Origin of the sequence: Pseudomonas allokribbensis, from assembly GCF_014863605.1 — a bacterium.
Lineage (GTDB): Bacteria > Pseudomonadota > Gammaproteobacteria > Pseudomonadales > Pseudomonadaceae > Aquipseudomonas > Aquipseudomonas allokribbensis.
Genome location: NZ_CP062252.1, coordinates 5,799,568 through 5,821,368, shown reverse-complemented (window position 1 = coordinate 5,821,368; position 21,801 = coordinate 5,799,568). Strand labels below are relative to the sequence as shown.

The window sequence follows — 21,801 nt, the reverse complement described above, 5'->3', positions numbered from 1 at the left end:
TCGCTTAGAACTTGTAGCCCAGACCGACCATGTACACAAATGGATCGACGTCGACGTTCACTTTTGCGCGAGTACCTGGAGCCACGGCGTTGTTCTCGACGGTGGCGCGGGTGTCGATGTCGATGTAGCGCACCTGGGCGTTGAGCATGATGTTGTCGGTCAGCATGTAGTCCGCACCGACCTGCCAGGCCAGGCCCCAGGAGTTTTTCGCCTTGAAGTTGCTGAAGCCGTTGGACTGGGCTTCGCTGCCGACGTGTTCGTCGTAGATCCAGGTGTAGTTGATGCCGCCGCCGATGTACGGCTGGAAGGCCGACTTCGCGTCCAGCGGATAGTAGACGACGCTCAGGGTCGGCGGCAGGTGCTTCAGGGTGCCGAGCTTGCCGTTGGCGGCTGGCAGTGCAGTGCCCTTGAGCTTCACGTCATGCTCGAACGGGGACGCGGCCAACAGCTCGATACCGATGTTGTTGGTCAGCATGTAGGCGAAGTTCAGACCCAGTTGGGTGTCGCTGCTCATGGTCGCCTTGCCGCCCAGGTTGGTGCCGCTCAGCGGACCCTGATCGACCTTGACGCTGGAGCTGTCGGCCTTCGGGTTGACGGTGATCGCACCGGCACGAACGATGATGTCGCCGGCTTCGTGGGCGTGGGCGAGCGGGGCTGCGAGCGCGAGGGCAAACAGCGAAGCGCTGAGCAAGGACTTGTTCATGGAAGCTCCCAAAGGACGTTAAAAATGTTTGATGTCCTATGGTACGAATCCGTCTGATACGGTCTTTTGACTCAGCTCAATGAAACAGTGATGGGCGGTTTTTTTGTGGAACCTTTGCTCGCGAAGCCGATTTGGCGGGCTATAACTGAGTGCCGGATTTACTCCGGCAGCTCGTAGACGTAAATCTTGTCCGCATCCATCTGATACCCGGCATCGGCCAGTTCGCTGGTGGACGCCTTGACCTGCAACGGCCCCTCGACCCAGTACGGCTGATACAGCTCGTCGAGCTTCACGCCGACGGCGCTTTTCACATGCACGATCTGGTTCGACGGCGGTGGCGGCACGTGGATGCAGGCGCCGAAATACGGCACCAGCAGGAAGTCCGTGGTGCGGCCTTCCTCGCTGACTTCCAGCGGTACGATGTAGCCCGGCAGGCGGATGTTCTGGCCGTCGAGGCTTTGCACCACCGGGGCGTTGGGCAGGTCCTGCTTGGCCGCTGGCGCGGATTCTGCGGACAGCGCATCGCTCATCTTCGACAGGTCATGCAGCGGCGTCATGTTCGGCACTTCGGGCGCCGCGTCCGGCGGGATCATCTCCGACCAGGTCAGGTCTTTCGGCGCCGTTGCCCACACGGGCAGGGCGACCAGCAACAGCAGCGCAAGGACAGCGCGGGGCATGGTGAACATCCTCATAAACGGATCGACAGGCCATCGGCCAATGATTGGCGATACGCGCGCCAGGCCGGCACGCTGCCCATCAGCAGCGCGGCAGCCAGAATGCCACCGAGCAGCGTCCATTCATACTCGCTTGGCCATGCCAGCGGCAGATACAAGCCGTAATTGGCCTGCACATAACCCTGTGCCGCGGCGATGCCGATGTACAGCAACGCCAGCCCGGCGATCACCCCGGTCAGCGCCAGCGCAAACGCTTCCAGCACCAGCAGGCTCGCGATGTGCCACGGCCGCGCTCCCACCGAACGCAGGATCGCCATTTCGCGGCGACGTTCGTTGAGGCTGGTGAGAATCGCCGTGAGCATGCCGATCAGCCCGGTCAGCACCACGAACAGCGAGACCACGAACAGCGCTTTTTCAGCGGTGCTCATCAGGCTCCAGAGTTCCTGCAGGGCCACGCCCGGCAGGATCGCCAGCATCGGCTCGCCACGGAATTCGTTGATCTCCCGTTGCAGCGCGAAGGTCGAAATCTTGCTGTTGAGGCCGAGCATGAACGCGGTGATCGCTTGTGGCGTCAGGTCCATGTTGCGCGCCTGATCGGCACTGATCCGCCCGTTGCCACGGGCCGGCACACCGTTGTGCCAGTCGATGTGGATTGCCTCCATGCCACCGAGGCTGATGTGCAACGTGCGGTCCACCGGCGTGCCGGTGCGCTTGAGAATGCCGACCACGGTGAACGGTTTGTCATCGTGCTTGACCAGACTGATCGCCGCCACGCCGTGGGCCAGTACCAGTTGGTCGCCGAGTTTGTAGTGCAGCGCCTCGGCCACTTCGGCACCGAGTACCACTTCAAACGGATCGGTAGCAAAGGCGCGGCCGTCGGCCAGTTCCAGATGCTGCTGGCGACCGTACTGGTAATGCTCGAAATAGGCTTCGGTGGTGCCCATCACCCGATAGCCGCGATGGGAATCGCCGAGGGACATCGGGATCGCCCACTTCACTTTCGGGTTGCTGGCGAAATGTTCGAAGCTGTCCCAACGAATGTTGTTGGTGGCGTTGCCGATGCGGAATACCGAGTACAGCAGCAGGTTCACCGAACCGGAGCGAGCGCCGACGATCAGGTCGGTGCCGCTGATGGTGCTGGCGAAACTGGCCTTGGCTTCGGTGCGCACCCGTTCCACTGCCAGCAACAGGCAGACGGAGAGGGCGATGGCGAAAGCGGTGAGCAGGGCGGTGAAGCGGCGGTTGGCGAGGCTGGCCATGGCCAGACGGAACAGATACATCTCAGACCTCGGCAGACGTGGCGGCGTGATTGAGTTCGGCCAGGGACAGGTGACGGTCGAACAGCGGCGCCAGGCTCTGGTCGTGGCTGACGAACAACAGGCTCGACCCGGCCTCACGGCACTCGGCGAACAACAGGCGAATGAAGTTTTCCCGGGCGTCGTAGTCCAGCGCCGAGGTCGGCTCGTCGGCGATCACCAGTTCCGGCTGACCGATCAACGCGCGCGCAGCGGCAACCCGTTGCTGTTGACCGATCGACAGCGAATCGGCACGTCGTCCGAGAATGCCTTCGTCCTTCAAACCCAGGTGGGCGAGCAGGGTGGCGGCTGCCTGATCGACGCTGCCATGACGCTGCTTCGCGCGTTCTGCACGCAGCTTCGAAAAGTGGCACGGCAGTTCGACGTTCTCGCGTACCGAGAGAAACGGCAGCAGGTTGAACTGCTGGAAGATGTAGCCGGTGTGATCGACACGAAAGCGATCGCGAGCGCCGGCACCCAGTTCGGTCAGTTCCTGGCCGAGCAGGCGAATGCTGCCGCGACCGGGCTTCTGCACCCCGCCGAGGAGGCCGAGCAGGGTGGTCTTGCCGCTGCCGCTGGGGCCCTTGAGGAACAGGGTTTCACCCGGTTCCAGACGAAACGCCGGGATGTCCAGCAGCGGCGGGTGACCGGGCCAGTTGAAGCCCAGGTCGGACAGTTCGATGAGTGCTTGGGTCATGGTGCCGGTTCGTGATCAGAATTTCAGGGCGGCGGATTTGGCCGTCACTTCCGTGCCTTGCTGGCCGTTCGGGCTGATCAGTTGTACCTGAATTTTCTGGGTCGCCGGGAAGGTATTGAAAATGTTCGCCAGATCCAGAGTAGTCAAGGCGCCCGGTGCTGCGCAGGTGAACTGGTAGTGAGCATGGATTTCGCTGTGATCGTGGTGATGCGCTTCGCCGCCCTTGGCGTCTTCATCGTGGTCATCGTCGTCATGATCGTCGGCATCCGGCTTGTCACCGAACAGCGGGCTCGACAGTTCCTGACGGGTGACCTTGCAACCGGCGGCGGCCGGCAGGCTGAACAGCGCCAGCGGCTTCTCGAGTTGCGCGCGAGCGGCAGCGACCTTGGCCTTGTCGGCATCGCTGGTGGCGACGTGTTCGAAGCCGACCAGGTTCATCGCCGGGCTTTCCAGCTCCAGTTCCAGGGTCTGGCCGTCGAGCGCAGCGTTCAGGCGACCGACGCCATGTTCGTGGGCACCGAGGCTGCCGTGTTCATGATCGTGGTCATGCTCATCGGCAGCCTGGGCGATGGCCAGCGGCAACAGGGCAAACGGCAAAGCGAGCAGCAGACGACGCATGGCGAACTCCGGGAAGTAAAGTGAAGAGTTTGTTATGTAATCTTATAACGAAAGTGCGCAGAGTTTGCCCGCCCGCTTGGCGTTACACAAGTCCCATGGGAGCATGCAGGTCAGAAATGTGCGGGAGCGAAGTTATGTTGCGGATACGCGGAACCGTCGGCGAGTTGCCGGTGGATTTGACCCTGGAACTGGATGAAAGCGACTGGGCGCGGCTCGGTTCGCAGTTGGGCGTGCAGGTGCAGACGGCCCAGCCGCAAGCAGCCGCGGCGCCGGTGGCGAAACCGGTCAATCAGGATGACGCGTTGTGGCAGGTCGCCAGGGATCTGTTGCGCAAGGCCGGGCAACTCAGCGGGCCGGAGCTGCTGGATCAGCTCGAAGGGCTGACCGGCAGTGCGGCGGCGGGCAAGCGCTTGCTGGTGCGCCTGCGTCATTCATCCGACGTGAAAGTGCTGAGCGGCGGGGATACGCCGCTCTACAGCTGGATCGAGTAAGCGCTTAGTACAGCGCCGCAAACACCTTGCGCCGGTAAGCGGTCACCAACGGGTGATCGTTGCCCAGCAGTTCGAACACTTGCAGCAAGGTCTTGTGCGGCAGGCCTTCGCCGTAGCTGCGGTTGCGGATGAACAGCTTGAGCAGAGCGTCCAGCGCCGCTTCGTATTGCTGACGGGCCAGTTGCTGGATCGCCAGTTGATACACCGCTTCATCGTCCTGCGGGTTCTGCGCCAGACGGCTTTTCAGGTCGGCGGCGTCCGGCAGGTCGCGGGCCAGACCAAGGAACTTGATCTGCGCCTTGGCACCGGCCAGTGCGGCTTTGTGCTCGTCGCTTTTGACCGCGTCGAGCACGGTTTGCGCTTCGCCCAGTTCACCGCGCTCGGTCAGGCAGCGGGCATACAGGATCAGCGCCTTGGCGTTGGTGTTGTCTTCATTGAGCATCACCACCAGCGCGGCTTCGGCATCGGCGTAACGGCCTTCGTCGAACAGCGCCTGAGCCTGTTCGAATGGATCGGCGGCGGCCGGTGGCGGCATCTTCACATGCGGTTCGAGCAGGGCACGCACAGCGGACTCCGGCTGGGCCCCGGCGAAACCATCCACCGGTTGACCGTCCTTGAACAGCACCACGGTCGGCAGGCTGCGGATACCGAAGCGGGCGACGATGTCCTGCTCGACGTCGCAGTCGACCTTGGCCAGCAGCAACTCGCCCTGATAGCTCTCGGCGATCCCTTGCAGCATTGGCATCAGCGCTTTGCACGGCGCGCACCATTCGGCCCAGAAATCCACCAGCACCGGTTTTTGAAAGGAGGCCTCGATCACCGACTGGTCGAAGTCGGCCGTCGTGGCGTCGAAGATGTACGGCGTTTGCTGACTCATGGGGTATCTCGTAAAAGCGTGAATGGGGCAACTATACGGTCAGGCGCGGGCCGCGTGGTAGAGGCTGACATGGCGAAACTCTTCGGGCTCGGCCAGATCCGGCAGGGTCATGGCTTCGAGCATTTTGATCCGCCGGTACAGCGGATGACGGAAATCCCTGACCCGCGAATCCGCCACCAATGCTTCGCGGCCGCGACTGAGAAACGCGTCAAGCAGCGGCAGGTTCTCGCGGTCGTACAGAACGTCGGCCACCAGGATCAGATCAAAGCGATCCGCCTCGGCGAAGAAGTCCGTGGAATAGCTCATCTGCACATCATTGAGTTCGGCGTTGGCCCGGCAGGCGGCAATCGCCAGCGGGTCGAGGTCGCAGGCCACCACTTCCAGCGCGCCGGCCTTCACGGCGGCAATCCCGGCGATCCCGGAACCGGCGCCGAAATCCAGCACGCGTTTACCACGCACCCACTCGGGAAACTCCGCCAGATAACGCGCCACCGCCAGACCACTGGCCCAGCAGAAACTCCAGTACGGCGGTTCATGCAGGATTCGTTGGGTTTCTTCCTGGCTGAATTCGCGCGCCATGTTGTCGCCGTCGATCAGCCACAGCTGCAAATCGGTGTCCGGCAACGCACAGGCTTTCAGTCGCGCGTCGCCGAGCAACTCGCCCAGCGCCTGTTGCAGGTCTAACGGTGCATTCATGGAGCTTTGACAAATTGCAGTTGGCCCAACGCCTGGGTGGTCGGCTGGCTGATGGTCTGCGACGGCAGGTGCAGGATCAACTGGCCGGATTGAGTGGCGCGGCCCCGCAGTTCGACCCGCGCGCCGGCCGGGAAGGCATCAGGGTTGAAACGCAGGCGGAACGGTAGAACCTGGTTGTTGCCGATCAGACTGGAGCTGGCGAGTAACTGCTGTGGGCGACCTTTCTCGTCGATCACCAGCAGCGCCAGTTCGACTTCGGCGCCAGCCGGCACGCCTTGCAGGGTGCCGCTCAGTTCACGTTGATACGCGGGCAACGGGCCGAGGTCGGCAGCTTCCCTGGCCTTTTTCTGCGCCTGTTGCGGCGCCGGGCCCGGTGTAGGCGGCTGCGGCTTGGGCGCGTCGCTGCCACAGGCCACCAGCAGGCTGAAAACACTGAGCAAAACGAGCGGTCGTAACGACATTGGCGGCTCCAGCAAAATGAAATCCATGGATCAAACGATCATGGCAGTCTGTATACCGCAAAGCCTATGGCTTGTCTTGCCACCGGGATGCGCTACCATGGCCCTCCCTTTTTTTGTTGCCAGCCACCATGCACTGTCCCTTCTGCGGTGCCAACGACACCAAGGTCATCGACTCGCGTCTGGTCGCCGAGGGCGAACAGGTGCGCCGCCGGCGTGAATGCCTGGCCTGCGGCGAACGTTTCACGACGTTCGAGACGGCCGAACTGGTGTTGCCGCGCCTGATCAAAACCGACGGCAGCCGCCAACCGTTCGACGAAGAAAAACTCCGCGCCGGCATGCAGCGCGCCCTGGAGAAACGTCCGGTGAGCGTCGAGCGTCTCGAGTCCTCGCTGGTGCACATCAAACACAAGCTGCGCGCCACCGGCGAACGCGAGGTCAAATCCCTCGTGGTCGGCGAACTGGTGATGGCCGAGCTGCAAAAGCTCGATGAAGTCGCCTACATCCGTTTCGCTTCCGTGTATCGCCGCTTCCAGGACCTCAACGAGTTCCGCGAAGAGATCGACCGCCTCGCCCGTGAACCGGTGAAAGAATGACCAGCGCCGCCGAACAGGCCATCCTCGACGCCCACTTCATGGCCCGGGCCCTGGAATTGGCGCGCAAAGGGCATTACACGACCCATCCCAATCCACGGGTCGGCTGCGTGATCGTGCGCGACGGGCAGATTGTCGGCGAAGGCTGGCATGAGCGTGCCGGCGAACCCCACGCCGAAGTCCACGCCCTGCGCGCCGCCGGTGAGCTGGCCCGGGGCGCGACCGCTTACGTCACTCTCGAACCTTGCAGCCATCACGGTCGTACACCGCCGTGCGCCGATGCGCTGGTGAATGCCGGTTTGGGGCGGGTGGTCGCGGCAATGCGCGATCCCAATCCGCAAGTCGCCGGGCGCGGTTTGCAGCGTCTGGCCGATGCCGGCATCGCCACCGAAAGCGGCGTGCTGGAAGCCGAAGCACGCAAGCTCAATCAAGGTTTTCTGAAACGCATGGAGCACGGCTTGCCGTTCGTGCGGGTCAAGTTGGCCATGAGCCTCGACGGCCGCACAGCGATGGAAAGCGGAGAGAGCCAATGGATCACCGGGCCTGCCGCGCGTTCGGCGGTGCAGCGTTTGCGCGCCCAGGCCAGCGTGGTGCTGACAGGTGCCGACACGGTGCTGGCCGATGGTGCACGACTGACCGTGCGCGGCGATGAGCTGGGTCTGGATGCCGAGCAAACTGCGCTGGCCCTGAGCCGTCCGCCGCTGCGCGTGCTGATCGACGGGCGCCTGCGAGTACCGCTGGATGCGCCGTTCTTCAAGGCCGGCCCGGCGCTGGTCGCCACCTGCGTGGCCATCGAAGAACAGTACGCCCACGGCCCGGAATGCCTGATCGTGCCGGGTGATGACGGTCAGGTCGATCTGCGCCAATTGCTGATTGAACTGGCCAGCCGTGGCGTCAACGAAGTGCTGGTCGAGGCCGGTCCGCGACTGGCCGGTGCGTTTGCCCAGCTCGGTCTGGTCGACGAGTTCGTGATCTTCATCGCCGGCAAGTTTCTCGGCTCCACGGCGCGTCCGTTGCTGGACTGGCCGCTAGCCTATATGAAGGATGCGCCGGAACTGAAAATCACTGAAATTCGCGCGGTTGGCGATGACTGGCGAGTCACTGCAATCCCTGTCTCATCGGCGAGCGTATAATTCCCGGCCATCGCGTTAGCGCTGGCTTCGTTCTCAAGGAGAACCCCATGTTTACCGGCATCATCGAATCCATCGGCAGTATCCGCGCACTGACCCCAAAGGGCGGTGATGTGCGGGTGCATGTCGAAACCGGCAAGCTCGACCTGAGCGACGTCAAACTCGGCGACAGCATCGCGGTCAACGGCGTGTGCCTGACCGCTGTGGAGCTGCCGGGCGACGGCTTTGCCGCCGACGTCAGTCGCGAAACCCTCGACTGCACCGCCATGAATGACCTGAAGAGCGGTAGCCCGGTCAACCTGGAAAAAGCCCTGACCCCGACCACCCGTCTCGGCGGGCATCTGGTCAGCGGTCACGTCGACGGTGTCGGCGAAGTGGTCTCGCGCAGCGACAATGCCCGCGCCGTGGAATTTCGCATCCGCGCGCCGAAAGAGCTGGCCAAGTACATCGCCCACAAAGGCTCGATCACCGTCGACGGCACCAGCCTGACCGTGAACGCGGTCGATGGCGCCGAATTCCTGCTGACGATCATCCCGCACACCTTGAGCGAAACCATCATGGCGTCCTACAAGCCAGGTCGCCGGGTGAACCTGGAAGTCGACTTGCTGGCGCGTTATCTGGAGCGTCTGCTGTTGGGCGACAAGGCTGCAGAGCCAACGTCCGGCGGCATCACTGAAAGCTTTCTGGCCGCCAACGGCTACCTCAAATCCTGACTGAAGGGGGTGCCTTGTGGCGCTCAATAGCATCGAAGAACTGGTTGAAGACATCCGCCAAGGCAAGATGGTCATCCTCATGGATGACGAAGACCGCGAGAACGAAGGCGACCTGATCATGGCCGCCGAATGCTGCAAGGCCGAGCACATCAATTTCATGGCCAAGCACGCCCGTGGCCTGATCTGCATGCCGATGAGCCGCGAGCGCTGCGAAACCCTGAAGCTGCCGCTGATGGCACCGCGCAACGGTTCCGGTTTCGGCACCAAGTTCACCGTGTCGATCGAAGCTGCCGAGGGCGTGACTACCGGCATCTCCGCCGCTGACCGCGCACGCACCGTGCAAGCGGCTGCGGCGAAAGACGCGAAAGCCGAAGACATCGTCAGCCCGGGCCACATCTTCCCGCTGATGGCTCAGGCCGGTGGCACCCTGGCGCGCGCCGGTCACACCGAAGCGGCTTGCGACCTGGCACGCATGGCCGGTTTCGAGCCGAGCGGCGTGATCTGCGAAGTGATGAACGACGACGGCACCATGTCCCGTCGCGCCGAACTGGAAGCTTTCGCGGCCGAACACAACATCAAGATCGGCACCATCGCCGACCTGATTCACTACCGGATGATCCACGAACGTACCGTTCAGCGGATTGCCGAGCAGCCACTGGACAGCGAACTGGGCCAATTCAACCTGGTGACCTATCGTGATTCCGTGGAAGGCGACGTGCACATGGCACTGACCCTGGGCACCGTTTGCGCCGAAGAACCGACCCTGGTTCGTGTGCACAACATGGACCCGCTGCGCGACCTGCTGATGGTCAAGCAACCGGGCCGCTGGAGCCTGCGCGCCGCCATGGCTGCGGTTGCCGAGGCCGGCAGCGGTGTGGTGCTGCTGCTCGGTCACCCGCTCGATGGCGACGTGTTGCTGGCGCATATCCGCGAAACCGGCGATCAGGCGGCGGTGAAAAAACCGACCACCTACAGCATCGTCGGTGCCGGTTCGCAGATCCTGCGTGACCTCGGTGTGCGCAAAATGCGCCTGATGTCCGCACCGATGAAATTTAATGCGATATCCGGTTTCGATCTGGAAGTTGTAGAATACGTGCCCTCCGAATAATGACCGGTTGTTTCCGGACCCGAATTCGCGGCAAATAAATCACTGAGGGACGCGGAACAGACGCGTCCCGGCTCTTTAAGAGATCTGACGAATGACCCTGAAGACCATCGAAGGTACCTTCATCGCCCCTAAAGGCCGCTACGCTTTGGTAGTAGGCCGTTTCAACAGTTTCGTGGTTGAAAGCCTGGTCAGCGGTGCAGTTGATGCCCTGGTTCGCCACGGCGTGAGCGAAAGCGACATCACCATCATCCGCGCACCTGGCGCCTTCGAAATCCCGCTGGTTGCGCAAAAAGTCGCCCAGAAAGGCGAGTTCGCAGCAATCATCGCCCTGGGCGCGGTCATTCGTGGCGGCACTCCGCACTTCGAATACGTGGCTGGCGAGTGCACCAAGGGCCTGGCCCAGGTGTCCATGGAATTCGGCGTACCGGTCGCTTTCGGCGTCCTGACCGTTGATTCCATCGAGCAAGCCATCGAACGTTCCGGCACCAAGGCCGGCAACAAAGGTGCTGAAGCTGCCCTGTCCGCTCTGGAAATGGTCAGCCTGCTGGCGCAGTTGGAGGCCAAGTGATTAGCGACGAAAGCGATCGTTTCAACCCGCGCGACCCGAAACCTGCGGATGCCGGCAAGCCATCAAAGAGCGTCAAGCGCCGCGAAGCCCGTCAGCTCGCGACTCAGGCTCTGTATCAATGGCACATGGCCAAGGCTTCGCTGAACGAGATCGAAGCGCAATTCCGGGTCGATAACGATTTTACCGATGTCGATGGCGCGTATTTCCGCGAAATCCTGCACGGGGTTCCGGCCAGCCGCACCGAAATCGACAACGCGCTCACGCCTTGCCTGGATCTGGCGATCGAAGAGCTGGACCCGGTTGAACTGGCGGTTCTGCGCCTGTCCACCTGGGAACTGCTCAAGCGCGTCGACGTGCCGTACCGCGTTGTGATCAACGAAGGTATCGAACTGGCCAAGGTGTTCGGTTCCACCGACGGCCACAAGTTCGTCAACGGCGTTCTCGACAAGCTGGCTCCGCGCCTGCGTGAAGCTGAAGTCAAGGCGTTCAAGCGCTGATCAGCGCTTGATATCGCAATGGGCGAGTTTGAGCTGATCCGCAATTTCTTCGCCGCCGCGCCTTGTGCGCAGGGGGGCGAAGGCGTTGCACTGGGGATCGGCGACGACTGCGCCTTGCTGGCGGTTCCTTCCGGGGAGCAGCTGGCGATTTCCACCGATACGCTGGTGGCCGGCGTGCATTTCGCCGATCCCTGCGATCCGTTTCTGCTCGGTCAGCGCTCGCTGGCCGTGGCGGTCAGCGATCTGGCTGCCATGGGCGCCACGCCCGTTGCCTTTACCCTTGCCCTGACCTTGCCGACGGTGACTGCCGATTGGCTGCAAGCCTATGCCCGTGGTTTGAACCGTATGGCGCAAAGCTGCAGCGTGGCGCTGGTTGGCGGCGATACCACTCGCGGGCCGTTGAGCCTGACCGTCACCGTGTTCGGTCGCGTCCCGGCCGGAAAGGCCCTGACCCGCAGCGGCGCGCAGCCGGGCGATCTGCTGTGCGTCGGCGGCGAACTGGGCAATGCCGCAGGGGCCTTGCCGCTGGTGCTCGGCCAGCGCGAAGCCGAGCCGGACATCGCCCAGCCGCTGCTCGATCATTACTGGTCGCCGCAACCGCAACTCGCCCTCGGTCAGGCCTTGCGTGGCAAGGCTACGTCGGCACTGGATATCTCCGATGGCCTGCTCGCCGATTGCGGCCACATCGCACTGGCCTCGAAGGTTCGCCTCGAAGTCGAGCGCGAGCGCGTGCCGCTGTCGGAGGCGCTGGTGGCGTTTCTCGGTCAGCGCGGCGCCGAGCGTGCGGCGTTGAGCGGTGGCGATGATTACGTGCTGGCCTTTACCTTGCCGTCCGTCGAATTGCCGGCGCTGCTGGCCGATGGCTGGCCGATCCATGTGATCGGGCGCGTGGCCGAGGGGCAGGGCGTGGTGCTGCTGGATCGCGAAGGGCATGACATCACCCCGCAAATCCGGGGTTATCAACATTTTCAGGAGTCACCGTGACAGATCACCCGAAACAGGTTCCCGGCGAGTTCGTTCCGCCGTCGGTCTGGCGCAACCCCTGGCATTTCCTCGCGTTCGGCTTCGGTTCCGGCACCTTGCCGAAAGCACCGGGCACGTGGGGCTCGTTAGTTGCGCTACCCTTTATTCCGTTGTGGCAGATGTTGCCCGACTGGGGTTACTGGCTGATGCTCGGGATCACCATGCTGTTCGGCTTCTGGCTGTGCGGCAAGGTCGCCGACGATCTGCGGGTACACGACCACGAAGGCATCGTCTGGGACGAAATGGTCGGGATGTGGATCACCCTGTGGCTGGTGCCGGAAGGCTGGTACTGGTTGCTCGCCGGGTTTTTGATGTTCCGCTTCTTCGACATCCTCAAGCCATGGCCGATCCGCTGGATCGACCGGCATGTGCATGGCGGCGTCGGCATCATGCTCGACGACGTGCTGGCGGGTGTGTTCGCCTGGTTGGCGATGCAGGGACTGGTGTGGATTTTCGCCTGATTTCAAGGCGTGGATGAGGGACACAGGGATGGCTCGACGCGGCTTGTTGGTACTGTTTTTTACCCTGCTGGGTGTGCTGGCCGGTGCGGTGGCACAGGCGCAGGACGCAACGCCGTCGGTGATTCACCTGGCCAGCGAAGAATGGGAAGACTACACCGCTGCCGATGGCCACGGCCTGGGCTGGGACGTGTTGCGCAAAGTGTTCGAGCCGGCCGGCGTGACTCTGGATATCCGCTCCGTGCCGTACACCCGTTCGGTGGGCCTGGTGCAACTGAAGGAAGTCGACGCACTGGTCGGCTCCTATCGCGGTGAAGCCGAGCAGGTGCTGTACCCGAAATGGAACTTCGATTCCGACCACATCTACGCACTCGGCCTTGCCAGCAACCCGTCGCCGACCCAGGCGAACCTTGGCAAGTACCGACTGGCCTGGGTGCGGGGTTATCGGTATGAAACCTACCTGCCGAACGTCAAACGCTTCAACCAGATCGAACGCCGCACCGGAATCCTGTCGATGCTCAAGCAGGGGCGGGCGGATTACTACATCGATGCGCTGACGGAAATCGAAGCGGTGGTGAGAAACGCCGCCGACCCTTCGCAATACCATTACTCGCATCTGGCGGAGTTGCCGCTGTACCTCGGTTTCGCCGACACCCCGCAGGCCCGCGCACTGATGTCGATCTACGACCAGCGCATGGAACAACTGGTGAAAAGCGGCGAGCTGAAACCGATCTTCGAACACTGGAAGCAGCCGTATCCGTTCGAGTAAACGCGATGATGTCGGGCCTGTTATCAAACTTTTTGATCGTTATGGCCGATAATTCAGCCTAAGCGCCTGCAGGAACCTGCTGTTACAATGCCGCCCAGCGAATCTTCAGACTTTTTAGATCAGGAGCACACCGGTGCCTGTCGTTTTTGTCGCCGCTTCCAAGCTGCCAACGCCTTTTGCGCAATTCACCATGCACGGTTTTCTCGATGAAGCCACCGGCCGCGAACACGTCGTGCTGAGCCTGGGTGAGATTGCCGACGGTGCCCCGGTACTCGGCCGGTTGCACTCCGAATGCCTGACCGGCGATGCCTTGTTCAGTCAGCGTTGCGACTGCGGCTCGCAACTGGAGGCCGCCCTCAAGGCGATCGCCCGTGAAGGTCGTGGCGTGTTGCTGTACCTGCGTCAGGAAGGCCGTGGCATTGGCCTGCTGAACAAGATCCGTGCCTACGAATTGCAGGACGGCGGTGCCGACACCGTTGAAGCCAACGAGCGTCTGGGTTTTGCCGCCGACCAGCGTGACTACGCCATGTGTCTGCCGATGCTTGAGCATCTGGGCGTGAAATCCCTGCGCCTGATGACCAACAACCCGCGCAAGGTCAAAGCCCTGACCGACATGAATATCGTCGTCGCCGAGCGCGTGCCGCTGCACACAGGCCACAACCCGCACAACAAACTCTACCTGGCGACCAAAGCCAGCAAACTCGACCACATGATGGGCAACGAACATCAGGGCGAGGTAGACCGGGCGTGACTCGCGGTCAGGTGCGGCGCCGTCTGTCAGTCGCCTGGTGGAAATACCTGGCGCTGGCACTGGTGCCGCTGTTTGTACTCAACGGCGTGTTCGGCGAGAGCGAAGCCATCCTGCCAGTGCTGGCGATGCCCTTGTTTATCGCTGGTGTGGCCTCGATGTTTGTCAGCCTGAAGTTTTTCGGCCGTTACAAACATGCGCTGATCGCCACACAAAAAGCCCTCGATACTCCTGAAGAACCCGCTGCGTGGATAGCCCTCGCTGCGCGTCGTCGCACAGCGTTTCTGGTGGCGGGGTTGCCGGCGTGGATCGGTGCACTGGCGGTGTTCGTCGGCCTGGAGGCCGTACCGCTGATGTTGCTGGCGCTGTCCACGGCGGTGCTGTTCTACCTCTACCGTATCCCGCGTCAACTCGGTTGATGCGCCGTCTCTGGCTGGCGGTTCTGCTGCTGGCCGTCAGCAGTGAAACCCTGGCCGCTCTGCGAGTGGTCAGCCTCGCGCCATCCTTGTCTGAAATCGTCGTCGAGCTGGATTCGGCCGATCTGTTGGTCGGCGTGCTGGATGCCGGTGACCGGCCGTCTGCGATCAAGGATGTGCCTTCGGTGGGTCGTTATGGTCAGCTCGACATGGAACGGCTGCTCAGCCTCAAGCCTGACTTGTTGCTGCTGTGGCCCGGCAGTGTCGGCCCGGCCCAGCGCGATCAGCTCAAGCGTCTGAACATCCCGACTTTCGTTGCCGAACCCCACAGTTTCGAACAGTTGATCACGCAGATCGAAGCCATCGCTGCGCAGCTTGGTCGCCCTGAGCGCGGGGTTGAGCGGGCGACTGGGTTGCGGCGCAAGCTCGACGAGCTGCGCCAACGCTATCGGCGGGAAACGCCGTTGCGGGTGTTCTACCAGGTCTGGGACAAGCCGCTGTACACCGTCGGTGGCGGGCAGATCATCAGCGATGCGCTTGAAGTGTGCGGTGCACGCAATGCGTTTGCCGACCTGACATTGCCGGCGCCGCAGGTGAGCATCGAAGCCGTTTTACAGCGTGACCCCGAAGTGATTCTGGCCGGCGACCAGTCACAACTGAACGCATGGAACGCCTGGCCGCAGGTGGCAGCAGTCAAGCACAGGCAGTTGCTGCTGGTCACGGACAAAGGTCTGGAGCGTCCGAGCGGGCAGATGATCGAGGCGACCGCCAAGCTCTGCCAGCTGATTGCGCCAGACCGTTGACCGCTACAGCTGCGGTGTCCAGGTCACTCCGAACATGAACGCCCGACCTTCCTCGCGATAGCCATACTGACTGCCGTCATGGCTGTACAGCGCTCGGCTGTAACCCTTGTCCAGCAGGTTATCCACCTTGAAATCCAGCTTGATCTCACGGTTCAGCGCCCAACTGCTGCGCAGTCCGAGTAGCGCATAACCACCCAATGGTTGTTGATTGTTCAGGTCGTCATAGCTGCTGCTGACGGCCTGCCAACTGGCGCCGAGGCCGAGACGATCGAATTGTCGATCCAGATCCCAGCTCAGCGTCCGGCGTGCACGGCGCGCCAGGGTGTGACCGGTGTCGCGGTCGCGGGGATCGATGATTGCGACGCCGAGGTTGCTCTGCCAGCCCAGCAGTTCCTGTTTCAGCGCTGCCTCAAAGCCGTTGATCCGCGCCGACGCGACGTTTTCCGGGCGTGAGTTGCTGCCGAAGATGATCGCGTCTTCCAGGTCTGTCCGATACAGCGAGGCTTCGAGGCGGCTGCTGTCGCTCAACTGGCTGCGCCATTGCAGCTCGTAGCTTTTCGAGGTTTCCGGTTTCAGATCCGGGTTGCTGAAGTCCGGGTAATACAGGTCGTTGAAGGTCGGTGCACGGAAGCCTTCGCTGTAGCTGAGAAGCAGATCGTTGTCCGGGTTGACCGGCAATGTCAGCGTGCCGCTCCAGCTGTTCTGGCCGCCGAACTGCTGATTGTCGTCACGGCGCAGGCCGAGTTCGGTGGAGAAACTGTCGGCCTGGAAGCGATGCTGAATGAAGGCCGCACGGTTCCAGCGGCTGTCCTCGTCGAACGCGGTGCTGCTGTTGACTCGGTCTTCATACCAGTCGCCACCGAGGATCAGGCTGTTGCGCGCATCCAGGGTCAGGTCGTTCTGCCAGGTCACCGAGTCGCGGTAGGTGTTGAACACCGAGCGTTCGTCGCTGAGCTTGTCGAACGTCTTCTCGCGGTTTTCGCTGTGGCCGAGTTCCAGACGCGATTTCCAGCGCTCGTTGATCCGTGCGTCGATGTAGCTGCTGAAACTGCTGACGGTGAAATCGCTGTAGGGCTGCTGCTGGACGGAGTCGAAGGTGACTGGGTCGAAGCGTCCGAACGGGTTGTCGAACTCGCTTTTGCCACGGTTATCCAGCAGGTTGGCGCCGACTTCGACACCATCGGTCAGCGCATGGCTGAGGCTCAGACTGATGGATTTGTTGCGGTAGGCGTCGTGGTCGCTGTCGCTGGGATACGACTCGTGGGTGCGGTCGAGACCGGCGGTTTCATCGAGGCTGGCACCGAGGTTGAAGCGGGTTTTCTCGTCGCCGCCGGACAGGCCGACACTGCGCTCCCAGGTCTGATGGCTGCCGAATCCGACATGCATCCGCGGCTGCAAGCCTTGTTCGCCGCCGCGCCGGGTGAAGATCTGAATCACCCCGCCAATTGCATCGCTGCCATAGATCACCGAACGCGAACCGCGCAGCACTTCGACGCGTTCGATCTGTTCGATGTTCAGGTGTTGCAGGTTGCTGTCCCCGGAGGTGGAGTTGCCGATGCGCTGGCCATCGACCAGCACCAGGCTTTGCGCCGACTGGGTACCACGAATGTAGATCCCCGGCAGACTGCCGCGCCCGCCGGTTTGCGCCACTTGCACGCCCGGTACCCGTTGCAGCAGGTCGGTGACGCTGCTCGGTTGCAGACGTTCGATGTCTTCGCGGGTGAACACGGTGTTGGCGGCGCTGCTGTCGTTGCGTGCTTCCACCTGGCGGTTGGCGCTGATCAGCATGTCCGGCAGCTTCAGGGCCTGATCGCGTTCGAAGGTATCGGCGAGGGCGTTGGCGGTTGGCAGCAGGAGAAGGGGCAGGGCGAGACGCGAGAGGTTCATCGGTATTCCGTCGGTATTTCCGGTGTGCGCAAATCAATGTGGGAGCGAGCCTGCTCGCGATTGCGGTGTGTCAGTCGACATTGAAGTGACTGACAGTGCGCTATCGCGAGCAGGCTCGCTCCCACATGGGCATTGCGTTTTACTTGTTAAGCAGCTCCAGGCGCTCGCGCACCGCCGCTTCGATCCCTGCCTCGTCCAGCCCGCACTCGGCCAGCATCTGCGCCGGTTTGGCGTGCTCGACGTAAACGTCCGGCAAGCCCAGGTGCAGCACCGACTTGAGAATGTTTTCACGGGCGAGGAATTCGCTGACCGCGCCACCGGCACCGCCCATGATCGCGTTCTCTTCGATGGTCACCAGCAGGTCGTGGCTGGCGGCGATTTCACGCACCAACGCTTCGTCCATCGGTTTGACGAAACGCATGTCGACCACGGTGGCATCCAGCGTTTCGGCGACGTTCAGCGCTTCGGCCAGTTGCACGCCGAACACCAGCAGGGCGACCTTGCTGCCCTGACGACGAACCACACCCTTGCCGATCTCGATCGGTTCGAGGTCTTTCTCGATGGTCGCGTTCGGGCCGGTGCCGCGCGGGTAACGCACCGCCGCCGGGCCGTTGTACAGGTGACCGGTGGTGAGCATCTTGCGCAGTTCGTTTTCATCGCTCGGGGTCATGATGACCATGCCCGGGATGCAGCGCAGGAACGACAGATCGAAGCTGCCGGCGTGGGTCGGGCCGTCTTCGCCCACCAGACCGGCGCGGTCGATGGCGAACAGCACGTCGAGGTTCTGCACCGCAACGTCATGCACCAACTGGTCGTAGCCGCGTTGCAGGAACGTCGAGTAGATCGCCACCACCGGTTTGGCGCCTTCGCAGGCCATGCCGGCCGCGAGGGTCACGGCGTGTTGCTCGGCAATCGCCACGTCGAAGTAGCGCAGCGGGAAGCGTTCGCTGAACGCCACCAGATCCGAACCTTCCTTCATCGCCGGGGTGATGCCCACCAGACGCGGGTCGGCAGCGGCCATGTCGCACAGCCATTCACCGAACACACCGGAATACTTCGGCCCGCCGGCCTTCTTCGGCGCGGCAGCCGGGGCGCCCAGCGGTTCGAGTTTGGTGATGGCGTGGTAACCGATCGGGTCGACTTCCGCCGGGGCGAAGCCTTTGCCTTTCTTGGTGACGATGTGCAGGAACTGCGGGCCCTTCAGATCGCGCATGTTGCGCAGGGTGGCGATCAGGGTCGGCAGGTCGTGGCCATCGATCGGGCCGATGTAGTTCCAGCCCAGTTCTTCGAAGAGGGTGCCGGGAACCAGCATGCCTTTTGCGTATTCTTCGGTGCGACGGGCGATTTCCCAGGCGCCGGGCAGGCGCGACAGGACTTTCTTGCTGCCTTCACGCATGCTCGCGTAAGTGCGGCTGGAAAGGATCTTCGCCAGATAATTCGACAGACCGCCGACGTTGCGCGAGATCGACATGTCGTTGTCGTTGAGGATCACCAGCATGTTGGCGTTCACTTCCGGCGCGTGGTTCAGCGCCTCGAAGGCCATGCCGGCGGTCAATGCGCCGTCACCGATCACGGCAATCGCCTTGCGATCACTGTTCTGCAGGCGAGCGGCGATGGCCATGCCCAGCGCGGCACTGATCGAGGTGCTGGAGTGGCCGACGCCAAAGGTGTCGTACTCGCTCTCGGAGCGACGCGGGAAGGCAGCGATGCCGTCCTTCTGGCGCAGGGTTTCCATGCGCTCGCGGCGACCGGTGAGGATCTTGTGCGGATAGGCCTGATGACCGACGTCCCACACCAGCCGGTCGTCCGGGGTGTCGAAGACGTAATGCAACGCGATGGTCAGCTCGATGACGCCCAGGCCGGCACCGAAATGCCCACCGGTCTGGCCGACCGTGTAGAGCAATTCCAGGCGCAACTCATCAGCCAGGGTTTCCAGCTCGGCTTCGCCTAACCGGCGCAGGCCGTCCGGCGTGTTCGCGCGGTCGAGCAGGGGCGTGGTCGGGCGCTTGCGGGGAATCTCATGGAACGTCGTGGGCATCAGGCGAATCGTTATAGGTATAAAAGATGCGGCAGTTTACCTGATGCATCGTCCCCTGCCCACGCGTTGGTCTTTTTTGGCTGATTAGCCTTTAGTTGCGCCGGTCGACGATATACCGGGCCAGATCGCGCAATGGCTCGGCAGCCGCGTCAAACGGTCGCAGCGCGTGCAATGCCTGATCGCGCAGTTCCAGGGCATAGGCCTTGGCTGCGTCCAGACCCAACAGGGCCGGGTAGGTCGGCTTGTCGCGGGCAATGTCGGCGCCCTGGCGTTTGCCGAGGGTTTCGGTATCGCTTTCGACGTCGAGGATGTCGTCCTGCACCTGGAACGCCAGGCCGATGGCCTGTGCATAACTTTGCAGGGCCTTGAGTTCATCCTTCTCGGCGCGGCCGCTGGCCAGGGCGCCGAGTTTGACGCTGACTTCGATCAGCGCGCCGGTCTTGTGCCGGTGCATTTGTTCAAGGGCTTTCTGATCGAGCTTCAGACCGACCGAACCGAGGTCGATGGCCTGACCGCCGACCATGCCGGCCGGGCCTGCCGCGTTCGCCAGCGCCGTGACCTGTTGCAGACGGATATCCGCGCTCAGGTCGCTCAGGCGCGGGTCGAGCAGGGCGCTGAACGCCAGGCTCTGCAAACCGTCGCCGGCAAGGATCGCGCAGGCTTCATCGAATTTTTTGTGGGTGGTTGGCTGGCCGCGACGCAGATCGTCGTCGTCCATCGCCGGCAAATCGTCGTGTACCAGCGAATAGGCGTGGATCAACTCCACTGCACTCGCCGCGCCGTTGGCCTGCTCGGCCTTGCCGCCGAGGGCTTCGCACGCAGCGTAGGCCAGCAATGGACGCACGCGTTTGCCGCCGTTCATCACGCTGTAGCGCATCGCTTCGTAAAGCCGCGCCAGCTCTGGCAGCGGTGCGTTGAACAAGGTTTCCAGTGCCGCATTGACCCGCGCCTGGCTGGTCGCCGAATACGCCGCGATCATTCTGGCTGATCCGCGTCGAAGGGTTCCTCGGCCAGCTCTCCATCGCGCTCCAGCAACACCTGGACCTTCTGCTCGGCCTGGGCCAGCGCTGCCTGGCAGTCACGGGTCAGGCCGATGCCCTGCTCGAAAGCGGTCAGCGAGTCTTCCAGCGACAATTCACCGTTCTCCAGACGCTCGACCAGCGTTTGCAGGTCGGCGAGGGACTGTTCGAAATCCAGTGCAGCTTTTTTGCGGGCCATGGCGGCTAATTCCGGTTGACGTTAAACCGGCGCGACACTAGCAGATAGGGGGTTTATGGGCAAATGAGCGGGCCGACGGAGAATGGTGTCAGTCAGTCGATTCGACCGGATAACGGATCTGATAACGAGTGCTCCGCCCGCCGCCCGGAAGACGTTGCAGGCAGTCTTTTTCCAGCAGCTCCGCCAGATGTCGGGTCGCCGTGGCTTTGGAGACCTTGGCCACACTCTGGTATTGCGCCGCACTGATACCGTGTTCGAAACCGCGTTCACCACCGTCGAGCAAGCGGTTGAGCACTTTAATCTGCTCCACCGACAGCCCGGACTCGCGGTGTGCCTGCCAGAAGCGCGACTTGCCCAACACACTTTCAATCCGTGCGATGGCCTGCTGCAGGCTGCGCAACAGGGTTTGCAGGAACCATGCGAGCCAGTCGGTGATGTCCAGCGTGGCTTTCTGACTGGATTCCAGAATTCGGTAGTAGCCCGAGCGGTCATCGAGAATGCTGGCGGACATCGCGTAAAAACGAATCGCCTGCGCTTCGCCCTGCGCCAGTGCCAGATCGGTGAGGGTGCGAGTCAGGCGTCCGTTGCCGTCATCGAACGGGTGCAAGGTGACGAACCAGAAATGTGCGATACCGGCTCGCAGTAAAGGATCGAGGCCTGCCTGATGCTGACTGGCGTCGAACCACTTGAGAAAACTGTCGAGTTGTCGCTCAAGGCCTTGTCGCGGTGGCGCCTCGAAGTGCACGGTCGGACGGTCGATTCGTCCGGAAACCACCTGCATCGGCTCATCGCCGCGTAATGCGCCGACATTGATTGCTCGCGAAAGGAAACCACTCTCCTGTTCTGGAAACAGCCATGAATGCCATTCCAGCAATCGTTCCAGCGTCAGCGGTTCGGCAAAACGTTGAGTGGCATCGAGCATCAGTTGCGCCAGCCCCTCGCTGCGCTTGCTGACGTTGTCTGCATCCGGTGATTCCAGCCCCAGACGTCGTGCCAATGAAGAACGCACGGACTCAACATTCAACTGCTCCCCCTCGATCGCCGAGGAGGTCACGATGTTCTGCAGCAACGCGTCCAGCTCAATCTGAGCGCTCAGTGAATTGCCCACTGATCCCGCCATGCCCATCAATTGTCCCTGCGCCTGAACGCATTCGCGCAACAGCGCAGTGAGACGCTCTGCCTGCCAATTGAAGTCGGGCCAATCGGGTTGCTGCCAGATCCAGTGAGTTGCCATGAAATGCTGTTCCTGAGTGCGTGAGCCGAATAGAAATGCTATTCGGCTCATTTTGTGAGCCGAATATGACGCCTATTCGGCTCATCGTC

The 21,801-nt window shown here is 62.4% G+C and carries 26 protein-coding genes; 13 read left to right on the top strand and 13 right to left on the bottom strand.

What is annotated here, in order from left to right:
* Nucleotides 1-4: 4 nt before the first annotated feature.
* From IF199_RS26750 to IF199_RS26730, 5 genes are all read right to left on the bottom strand, one after another.
* A complete protein-coding gene (locus tag IF199_RS26750; protein WP_007955593.1) occupies nt 5-703 on the bottom strand; it encodes an OmpW/AlkL family protein in 699 nt (232 codons plus the stop codon).
* A gap of 158 nt (nt 704-861) precedes the next feature.
* A complete protein-coding gene (locus IF199_RS26745; RefSeq protein ID WP_192559102.1) occupies nt 862-1,380 on the bottom strand; it encodes a DUF3299 domain-containing protein in 519 nt (172 codons plus the stop codon).
* 11 nt (nt 1,381-1,391) lie between these two features.
* Entirely contained in the window at nt 1,392-2,657 is a 1,266-nt protein-coding gene (locus tag IF199_RS26740; protein ID WP_096820743.1) for an ABC transporter permease, read from the bottom strand.
* Nucleotide 2,658: 1 nt separating this feature from the next.
* The gene (locus tag IF199_RS26735; protein WP_192559101.1) at nt 2,659-3,369 is read right to left on the bottom strand and encodes an ABC transporter ATP-binding protein; all 711 of its coding nucleotides are present in this window, start codon (nt 3,367-3,369) and stop codon (nt 2,659-2,661) included.
* A gap of 15 nt (nt 3,370-3,384) precedes the next feature.
* Nucleotides 3,385-3,987 (bottom strand): DUF2796 domain-containing protein, encoded by a 603-nt coding sequence (locus IF199_RS26730; RefSeq protein WP_102620874.1) that lies wholly within the window; start codon nt 3,985-3,987, stop codon nt 3,385-3,387.
* 134 nt (nt 3,988-4,121) lie between these two features.
* On the opposite strand from IF199_RS26730, the gene IF199_RS26725 reads away from it, so the two are divergent.
* Complete coding sequence (locus IF199_RS26725) at nt 4,122-4,478, top strand: hypothetical protein (RefSeq protein WP_192559100.1); 357 nt, start codon at nt 4,122-4,124, stop codon at nt 4,476-4,478.
* Nucleotides 4,479-4,482: 4 nt separating this feature from the next.
* On the opposite strand, the gene trxA is transcribed toward IF199_RS26725, so the two are convergent.
* From trxA to IF199_RS26710, 3 genes are read right to left on the bottom strand one after another with little or no spacing between them, the layout of a single operon-like run.
* Complete coding sequence (gene trxA / locus IF199_RS26720; RefSeq protein ID WP_102620873.1) at nt 4,483-5,355, bottom strand: thioredoxin; 873 nt, start codon at nt 5,353-5,355, stop codon at nt 4,483-4,485.
* 39 nt (nt 5,356-5,394) lie between these two features.
* Nucleotides 5,395-6,051: a class I SAM-dependent methyltransferase gene (locus IF199_RS26715; protein WP_192559099.1), complete on the bottom strand. Its 657-nt coding sequence runs from the start codon at nt 6,049-6,051 to the stop codon at nt 5,395-5,397.
* The gene (locus IF199_RS26710; RefSeq protein ID WP_096820929.1) at nt 6,048-6,512 is read right to left on the bottom strand and encodes a YbaY family lipoprotein; all 465 of its coding nucleotides are present in this window, start codon (nt 6,510-6,512) and stop codon (nt 6,048-6,050) included. Before IF199_RS26710 ends, IF199_RS26715 begins: the two co-directional genes overlap by 4 nt.
* A gap of 128 nt (nt 6,513-6,640) precedes the next feature.
* Here IF199_RS26710 and nrdR point away from each other — a divergent pair, with 128 nt between their 5' ends.
* From nrdR to IF199_RS26650, 12 genes are all read left to right on the top strand, one after another.
* Nucleotides 6,641-7,105 carry a transcriptional regulator NrdR gene (nrdR, locus tag IF199_RS26705; RefSeq protein WP_003228656.1) on the top strand — a complete coding sequence of 155 codons (465 nt, stop codon included), beginning with the start codon at nt 6,641-6,643 and terminating at the stop codon, nt 7,103-7,105.
* Complete coding sequence (ribD, locus tag IF199_RS26700) at nt 7,102-8,235, top strand: bifunctional diaminohydroxyphosphoribosylaminopyrimidine deaminase/5-amino-6-(5-phosphoribosylamino)uracil reductase RibD (protein WP_192559098.1); 1,134 nt, start codon at nt 7,102-7,104, stop codon at nt 8,233-8,235. Before nrdR ends, ribD begins: the two co-directional genes overlap by 4 nt.
* A 47-nt stretch (nt 8,236-8,282) precedes the next feature.
* Nucleotides 8,283-8,945, top strand: coding sequence for a riboflavin synthase (locus IF199_RS26695; protein WP_085712322.1), 663 nt, complete (start codon nt 8,283-8,285; stop codon nt 8,943-8,945).
* A gap of 16 nt (nt 8,946-8,961) precedes the next feature.
* Nucleotides 8,962-10,053, top strand: a complete 1,092-nt coding sequence (ribBA, locus tag IF199_RS26690; RefSeq protein WP_065259547.1) for a bifunctional 3,4-dihydroxy-2-butanone-4-phosphate synthase/GTP cyclohydrolase II — start codon at nt 8,962-8,964, stop codon at nt 10,051-10,053.
* A gap of 91 nt (nt 10,054-10,144) precedes the next feature.
* Entirely contained in the window at nt 10,145-10,621 is a 477-nt protein-coding gene (gene ribH / locus IF199_RS26685; RefSeq protein WP_003228649.1) for a 6,7-dimethyl-8-ribityllumazine synthase, read from the top strand.
* Nucleotides 10,618-11,118 carry a transcription antitermination factor NusB gene (gene nusB, locus IF199_RS26680; RefSeq protein ID WP_096820751.1) on the top strand — a complete coding sequence of 167 codons (501 nt, stop codon included), beginning with the start codon at nt 10,618-10,620 and terminating at the stop codon, nt 11,116-11,118. Before ribH ends, nusB begins: the two co-directional genes overlap by 4 nt.
* 18 nt (nt 11,119-11,136) lie before the next feature.
* Complete coding sequence (thiL, locus tag IF199_RS26675) at nt 11,137-12,102, top strand: thiamine-phosphate kinase (RefSeq protein ID WP_096820752.1); 966 nt, start codon at nt 11,137-11,139, stop codon at nt 12,100-12,102.
* The gene (locus tag IF199_RS26670; RefSeq protein ID WP_096820753.1) at nt 12,099-12,602 is read left to right on the top strand and encodes a phosphatidylglycerophosphatase A family protein; all 504 of its coding nucleotides are present in this window, start codon (nt 12,099-12,101) and stop codon (nt 12,600-12,602) included. The genes thiL and IF199_RS26670 overlap by 4 nt, the downstream gene beginning before the upstream one ends.
* Nucleotides 12,603-12,630: 28 nt before the next feature.
* A complete protein-coding gene (locus tag IF199_RS26665) occupies nt 12,631-13,368 on the top strand; it encodes a substrate-binding periplasmic protein (RefSeq protein WP_192559097.1) in 738 nt (245 codons plus the stop codon).
* 133 nt (nt 13,369-13,501) lie between these two features.
* Nucleotides 13,502-14,119 carry a GTP cyclohydrolase II gene (gene ribA, locus IF199_RS26660; RefSeq protein WP_065259552.1) on the top strand — a complete coding sequence of 206 codons (618 nt, stop codon included), beginning with the start codon at nt 13,502-13,504 and terminating at the stop codon, nt 14,117-14,119.
* Entirely contained in the window at nt 14,116-14,535 is a 420-nt protein-coding gene (locus IF199_RS26655) for an MFS transporter (RefSeq protein WP_192559096.1), read from the top strand. Before ribA ends, IF199_RS26655 begins: the two co-directional genes overlap by 4 nt.
* Nucleotides 14,535-15,335: a cobalamin-binding protein gene (locus IF199_RS26650; protein ID WP_192559095.1), complete on the top strand. Its 801-nt coding sequence runs from the start codon at nt 14,535-14,537 to the stop codon at nt 15,333-15,335. The genes IF199_RS26655 and IF199_RS26650 overlap by 1 nt, the downstream gene beginning before the upstream one ends.
* A gap of 3 nt (nt 15,336-15,338) precedes the next feature.
* Here IF199_RS26650 and IF199_RS26645 read toward each other — a convergent pair whose 3' ends face one another.
* The 5 genes from IF199_RS26645 to IF199_RS26625 form a co-directional block, all read right to left on the bottom strand.
* Nucleotides 15,339-17,222 (bottom strand): TonB-dependent receptor domain-containing protein, encoded by a 1,884-nt coding sequence (locus IF199_RS26645; protein WP_192559094.1) that lies wholly within the window; start codon nt 17,220-17,222, stop codon nt 15,339-15,341.
* Between the two features lie 139 nt (nt 17,223-17,361).
* Nucleotides 17,362-19,260, bottom strand: a complete 1,899-nt coding sequence (gene dxs, locus IF199_RS26640; protein WP_102620867.1) for a 1-deoxy-D-xylulose-5-phosphate synthase — start codon at nt 19,258-19,260, stop codon at nt 17,362-17,364.
* A gap of 91 nt (nt 19,261-19,351) precedes the next feature.
* Complete coding sequence (ispA, locus tag IF199_RS26635; protein ID WP_192559093.1) at nt 19,352-20,239, bottom strand: (2E,6E)-farnesyl diphosphate synthase; 888 nt, start codon at nt 20,237-20,239, stop codon at nt 19,352-19,354.
* Nucleotides 20,236-20,478, bottom strand: a complete 243-nt coding sequence (locus IF199_RS26630) for an exodeoxyribonuclease VII small subunit (protein WP_007894317.1) — start codon at nt 20,476-20,478, stop codon at nt 20,236-20,238. Before IF199_RS26630 ends, ispA begins: the two co-directional genes overlap by 4 nt.
* An 88-nt stretch (nt 20,479-20,566) precedes the next feature.
* Nucleotides 20,567-21,712 carry a Fic family protein gene (locus IF199_RS26625; protein WP_192559092.1) on the bottom strand — a complete coding sequence of 382 codons (1,146 nt, stop codon included), beginning with the start codon at nt 21,710-21,712 and terminating at the stop codon, nt 20,567-20,569.
* Nucleotides 21,713-21,801 lie beyond the last annotated feature (89 nt).

Excerpts from the sequence above, each read along its gene's own strand:
- nrdR (WP_003228656.1), top strand. The coding sequence starts at position 6,641 with ATGCACTGTCCCTTCTGCGGTGCCAACGACACCAAGGTCATCGACTCG.
- IF199_RS26725 (WP_192559100.1), top strand. The coding sequence starts at position 4,122 with ATGTTGCGGATACGCGGAACCGTCGGCGAGTTGCCGGTGGATTTGACC.
- IF199_RS26625 (WP_192559092.1), bottom strand. The coding sequence starts at position 21,712 with ATGGCAACTCACTGGATCTGGCAGCAACCCGATTGGCCCGACTTCAAT.
- IF199_RS26645 (WP_192559094.1), bottom strand. The coding sequence starts at position 17,222 with ATGAACCTCTCGCGTCTCGCCCTGCCCCTTCTCCTGCTGCCAACCGCC.
- IF199_RS26730 (WP_102620874.1), bottom strand. The coding sequence starts at position 3,987 with ATGCGTCGTCTGCTGCTCGCTTTGCCGTTTGCCCTGTTGCCGCTGGCC.
- trxA (WP_102620873.1), bottom strand. The coding sequence starts at position 5,355 with ATGAGTCAGCAAACGCCGTACATCTTCGACGCCACGACGGCCGACTTC.
- ispA (WP_192559093.1), bottom strand. The coding sequence starts at position 20,239 with ATGATCGCGGCGTATTCGGCGACCAGCCAGGCGCGGGTCAATGCGGCA.
- IF199_RS26715 (WP_192559099.1), bottom strand. The coding sequence starts at position 6,051 with ATGAATGCACCGTTAGACCTGCAACAGGCGCTGGGCGAGTTGCTCGGC.
- IF199_RS26740 (WP_096820743.1), bottom strand. The coding sequence starts at position 2,657 with ATGTATCTGTTCCGTCTGGCCATGGCCAGCCTCGCCAACCGCCGCTTC.
- IF199_RS26695 (WP_085712322.1), top strand. The coding sequence starts at position 8,283 with ATGTTTACCGGCATCATCGAATCCATCGGCAGTATCCGCGCACTGACC.
- IF199_RS26650 (WP_192559095.1), top strand. The coding sequence starts at position 14,535 with ATGCGCCGTCTCTGGCTGGCGGTTCTGCTGCTGGCCGTCAGCAGTGAA.
- ribH (WP_003228649.1), top strand. The coding sequence starts at position 10,145 with ATGACCCTGAAGACCATCGAAGGTACCTTCATCGCCCCTAAAGGCCGC.
- dxs (WP_102620867.1), bottom strand. The coding sequence starts at position 19,260 with ATGCCCACGACGTTCCATGAGATTCCCCGCAAGCGCCCGACCACGCCC.
- thiL (WP_096820752.1), top strand. The coding sequence starts at position 11,137 with ATGGGCGAGTTTGAGCTGATCCGCAATTTCTTCGCCGCCGCGCCTTGT.
- IF199_RS26665 (WP_192559097.1), top strand. The coding sequence starts at position 12,631 with ATGGCTCGACGCGGCTTGTTGGTACTGTTTTTTACCCTGCTGGGTGTG.
- IF199_RS26630 (WP_007894317.1), bottom strand. The coding sequence starts at position 20,478 with ATGGCCCGCAAAAAAGCTGCACTGGATTTCGAACAGTCCCTCGCCGAC.
- IF199_RS26750 (WP_007955593.1), bottom strand. The coding sequence starts at position 703 with ATGAACAAGTCCTTGCTCAGCGCTTCGCTGTTTGCCCTCGCGCTCGCA.
- IF199_RS26745 (WP_192559102.1), bottom strand. The coding sequence starts at position 1,380 with ATGCCCCGCGCTGTCCTTGCGCTGCTGTTGCTGGTCGCCCTGCCCGTG.
- IF199_RS26735 (WP_192559101.1), bottom strand. The coding sequence starts at position 3,369 with ATGACCCAAGCACTCATCGAACTGTCCGACCTGGGCTTCAACTGGCCC.
- ribD (WP_192559098.1), top strand. The coding sequence starts at position 7,102 with ATGACCAGCGCCGCCGAACAGGCCATCCTCGACGCCCACTTCATGGCC.
- IF199_RS26710 (WP_096820929.1), bottom strand. The coding sequence starts at position 6,512 with ATGTCGTTACGACCGCTCGTTTTGCTCAGTGTTTTCAGCCTGCTGGTG.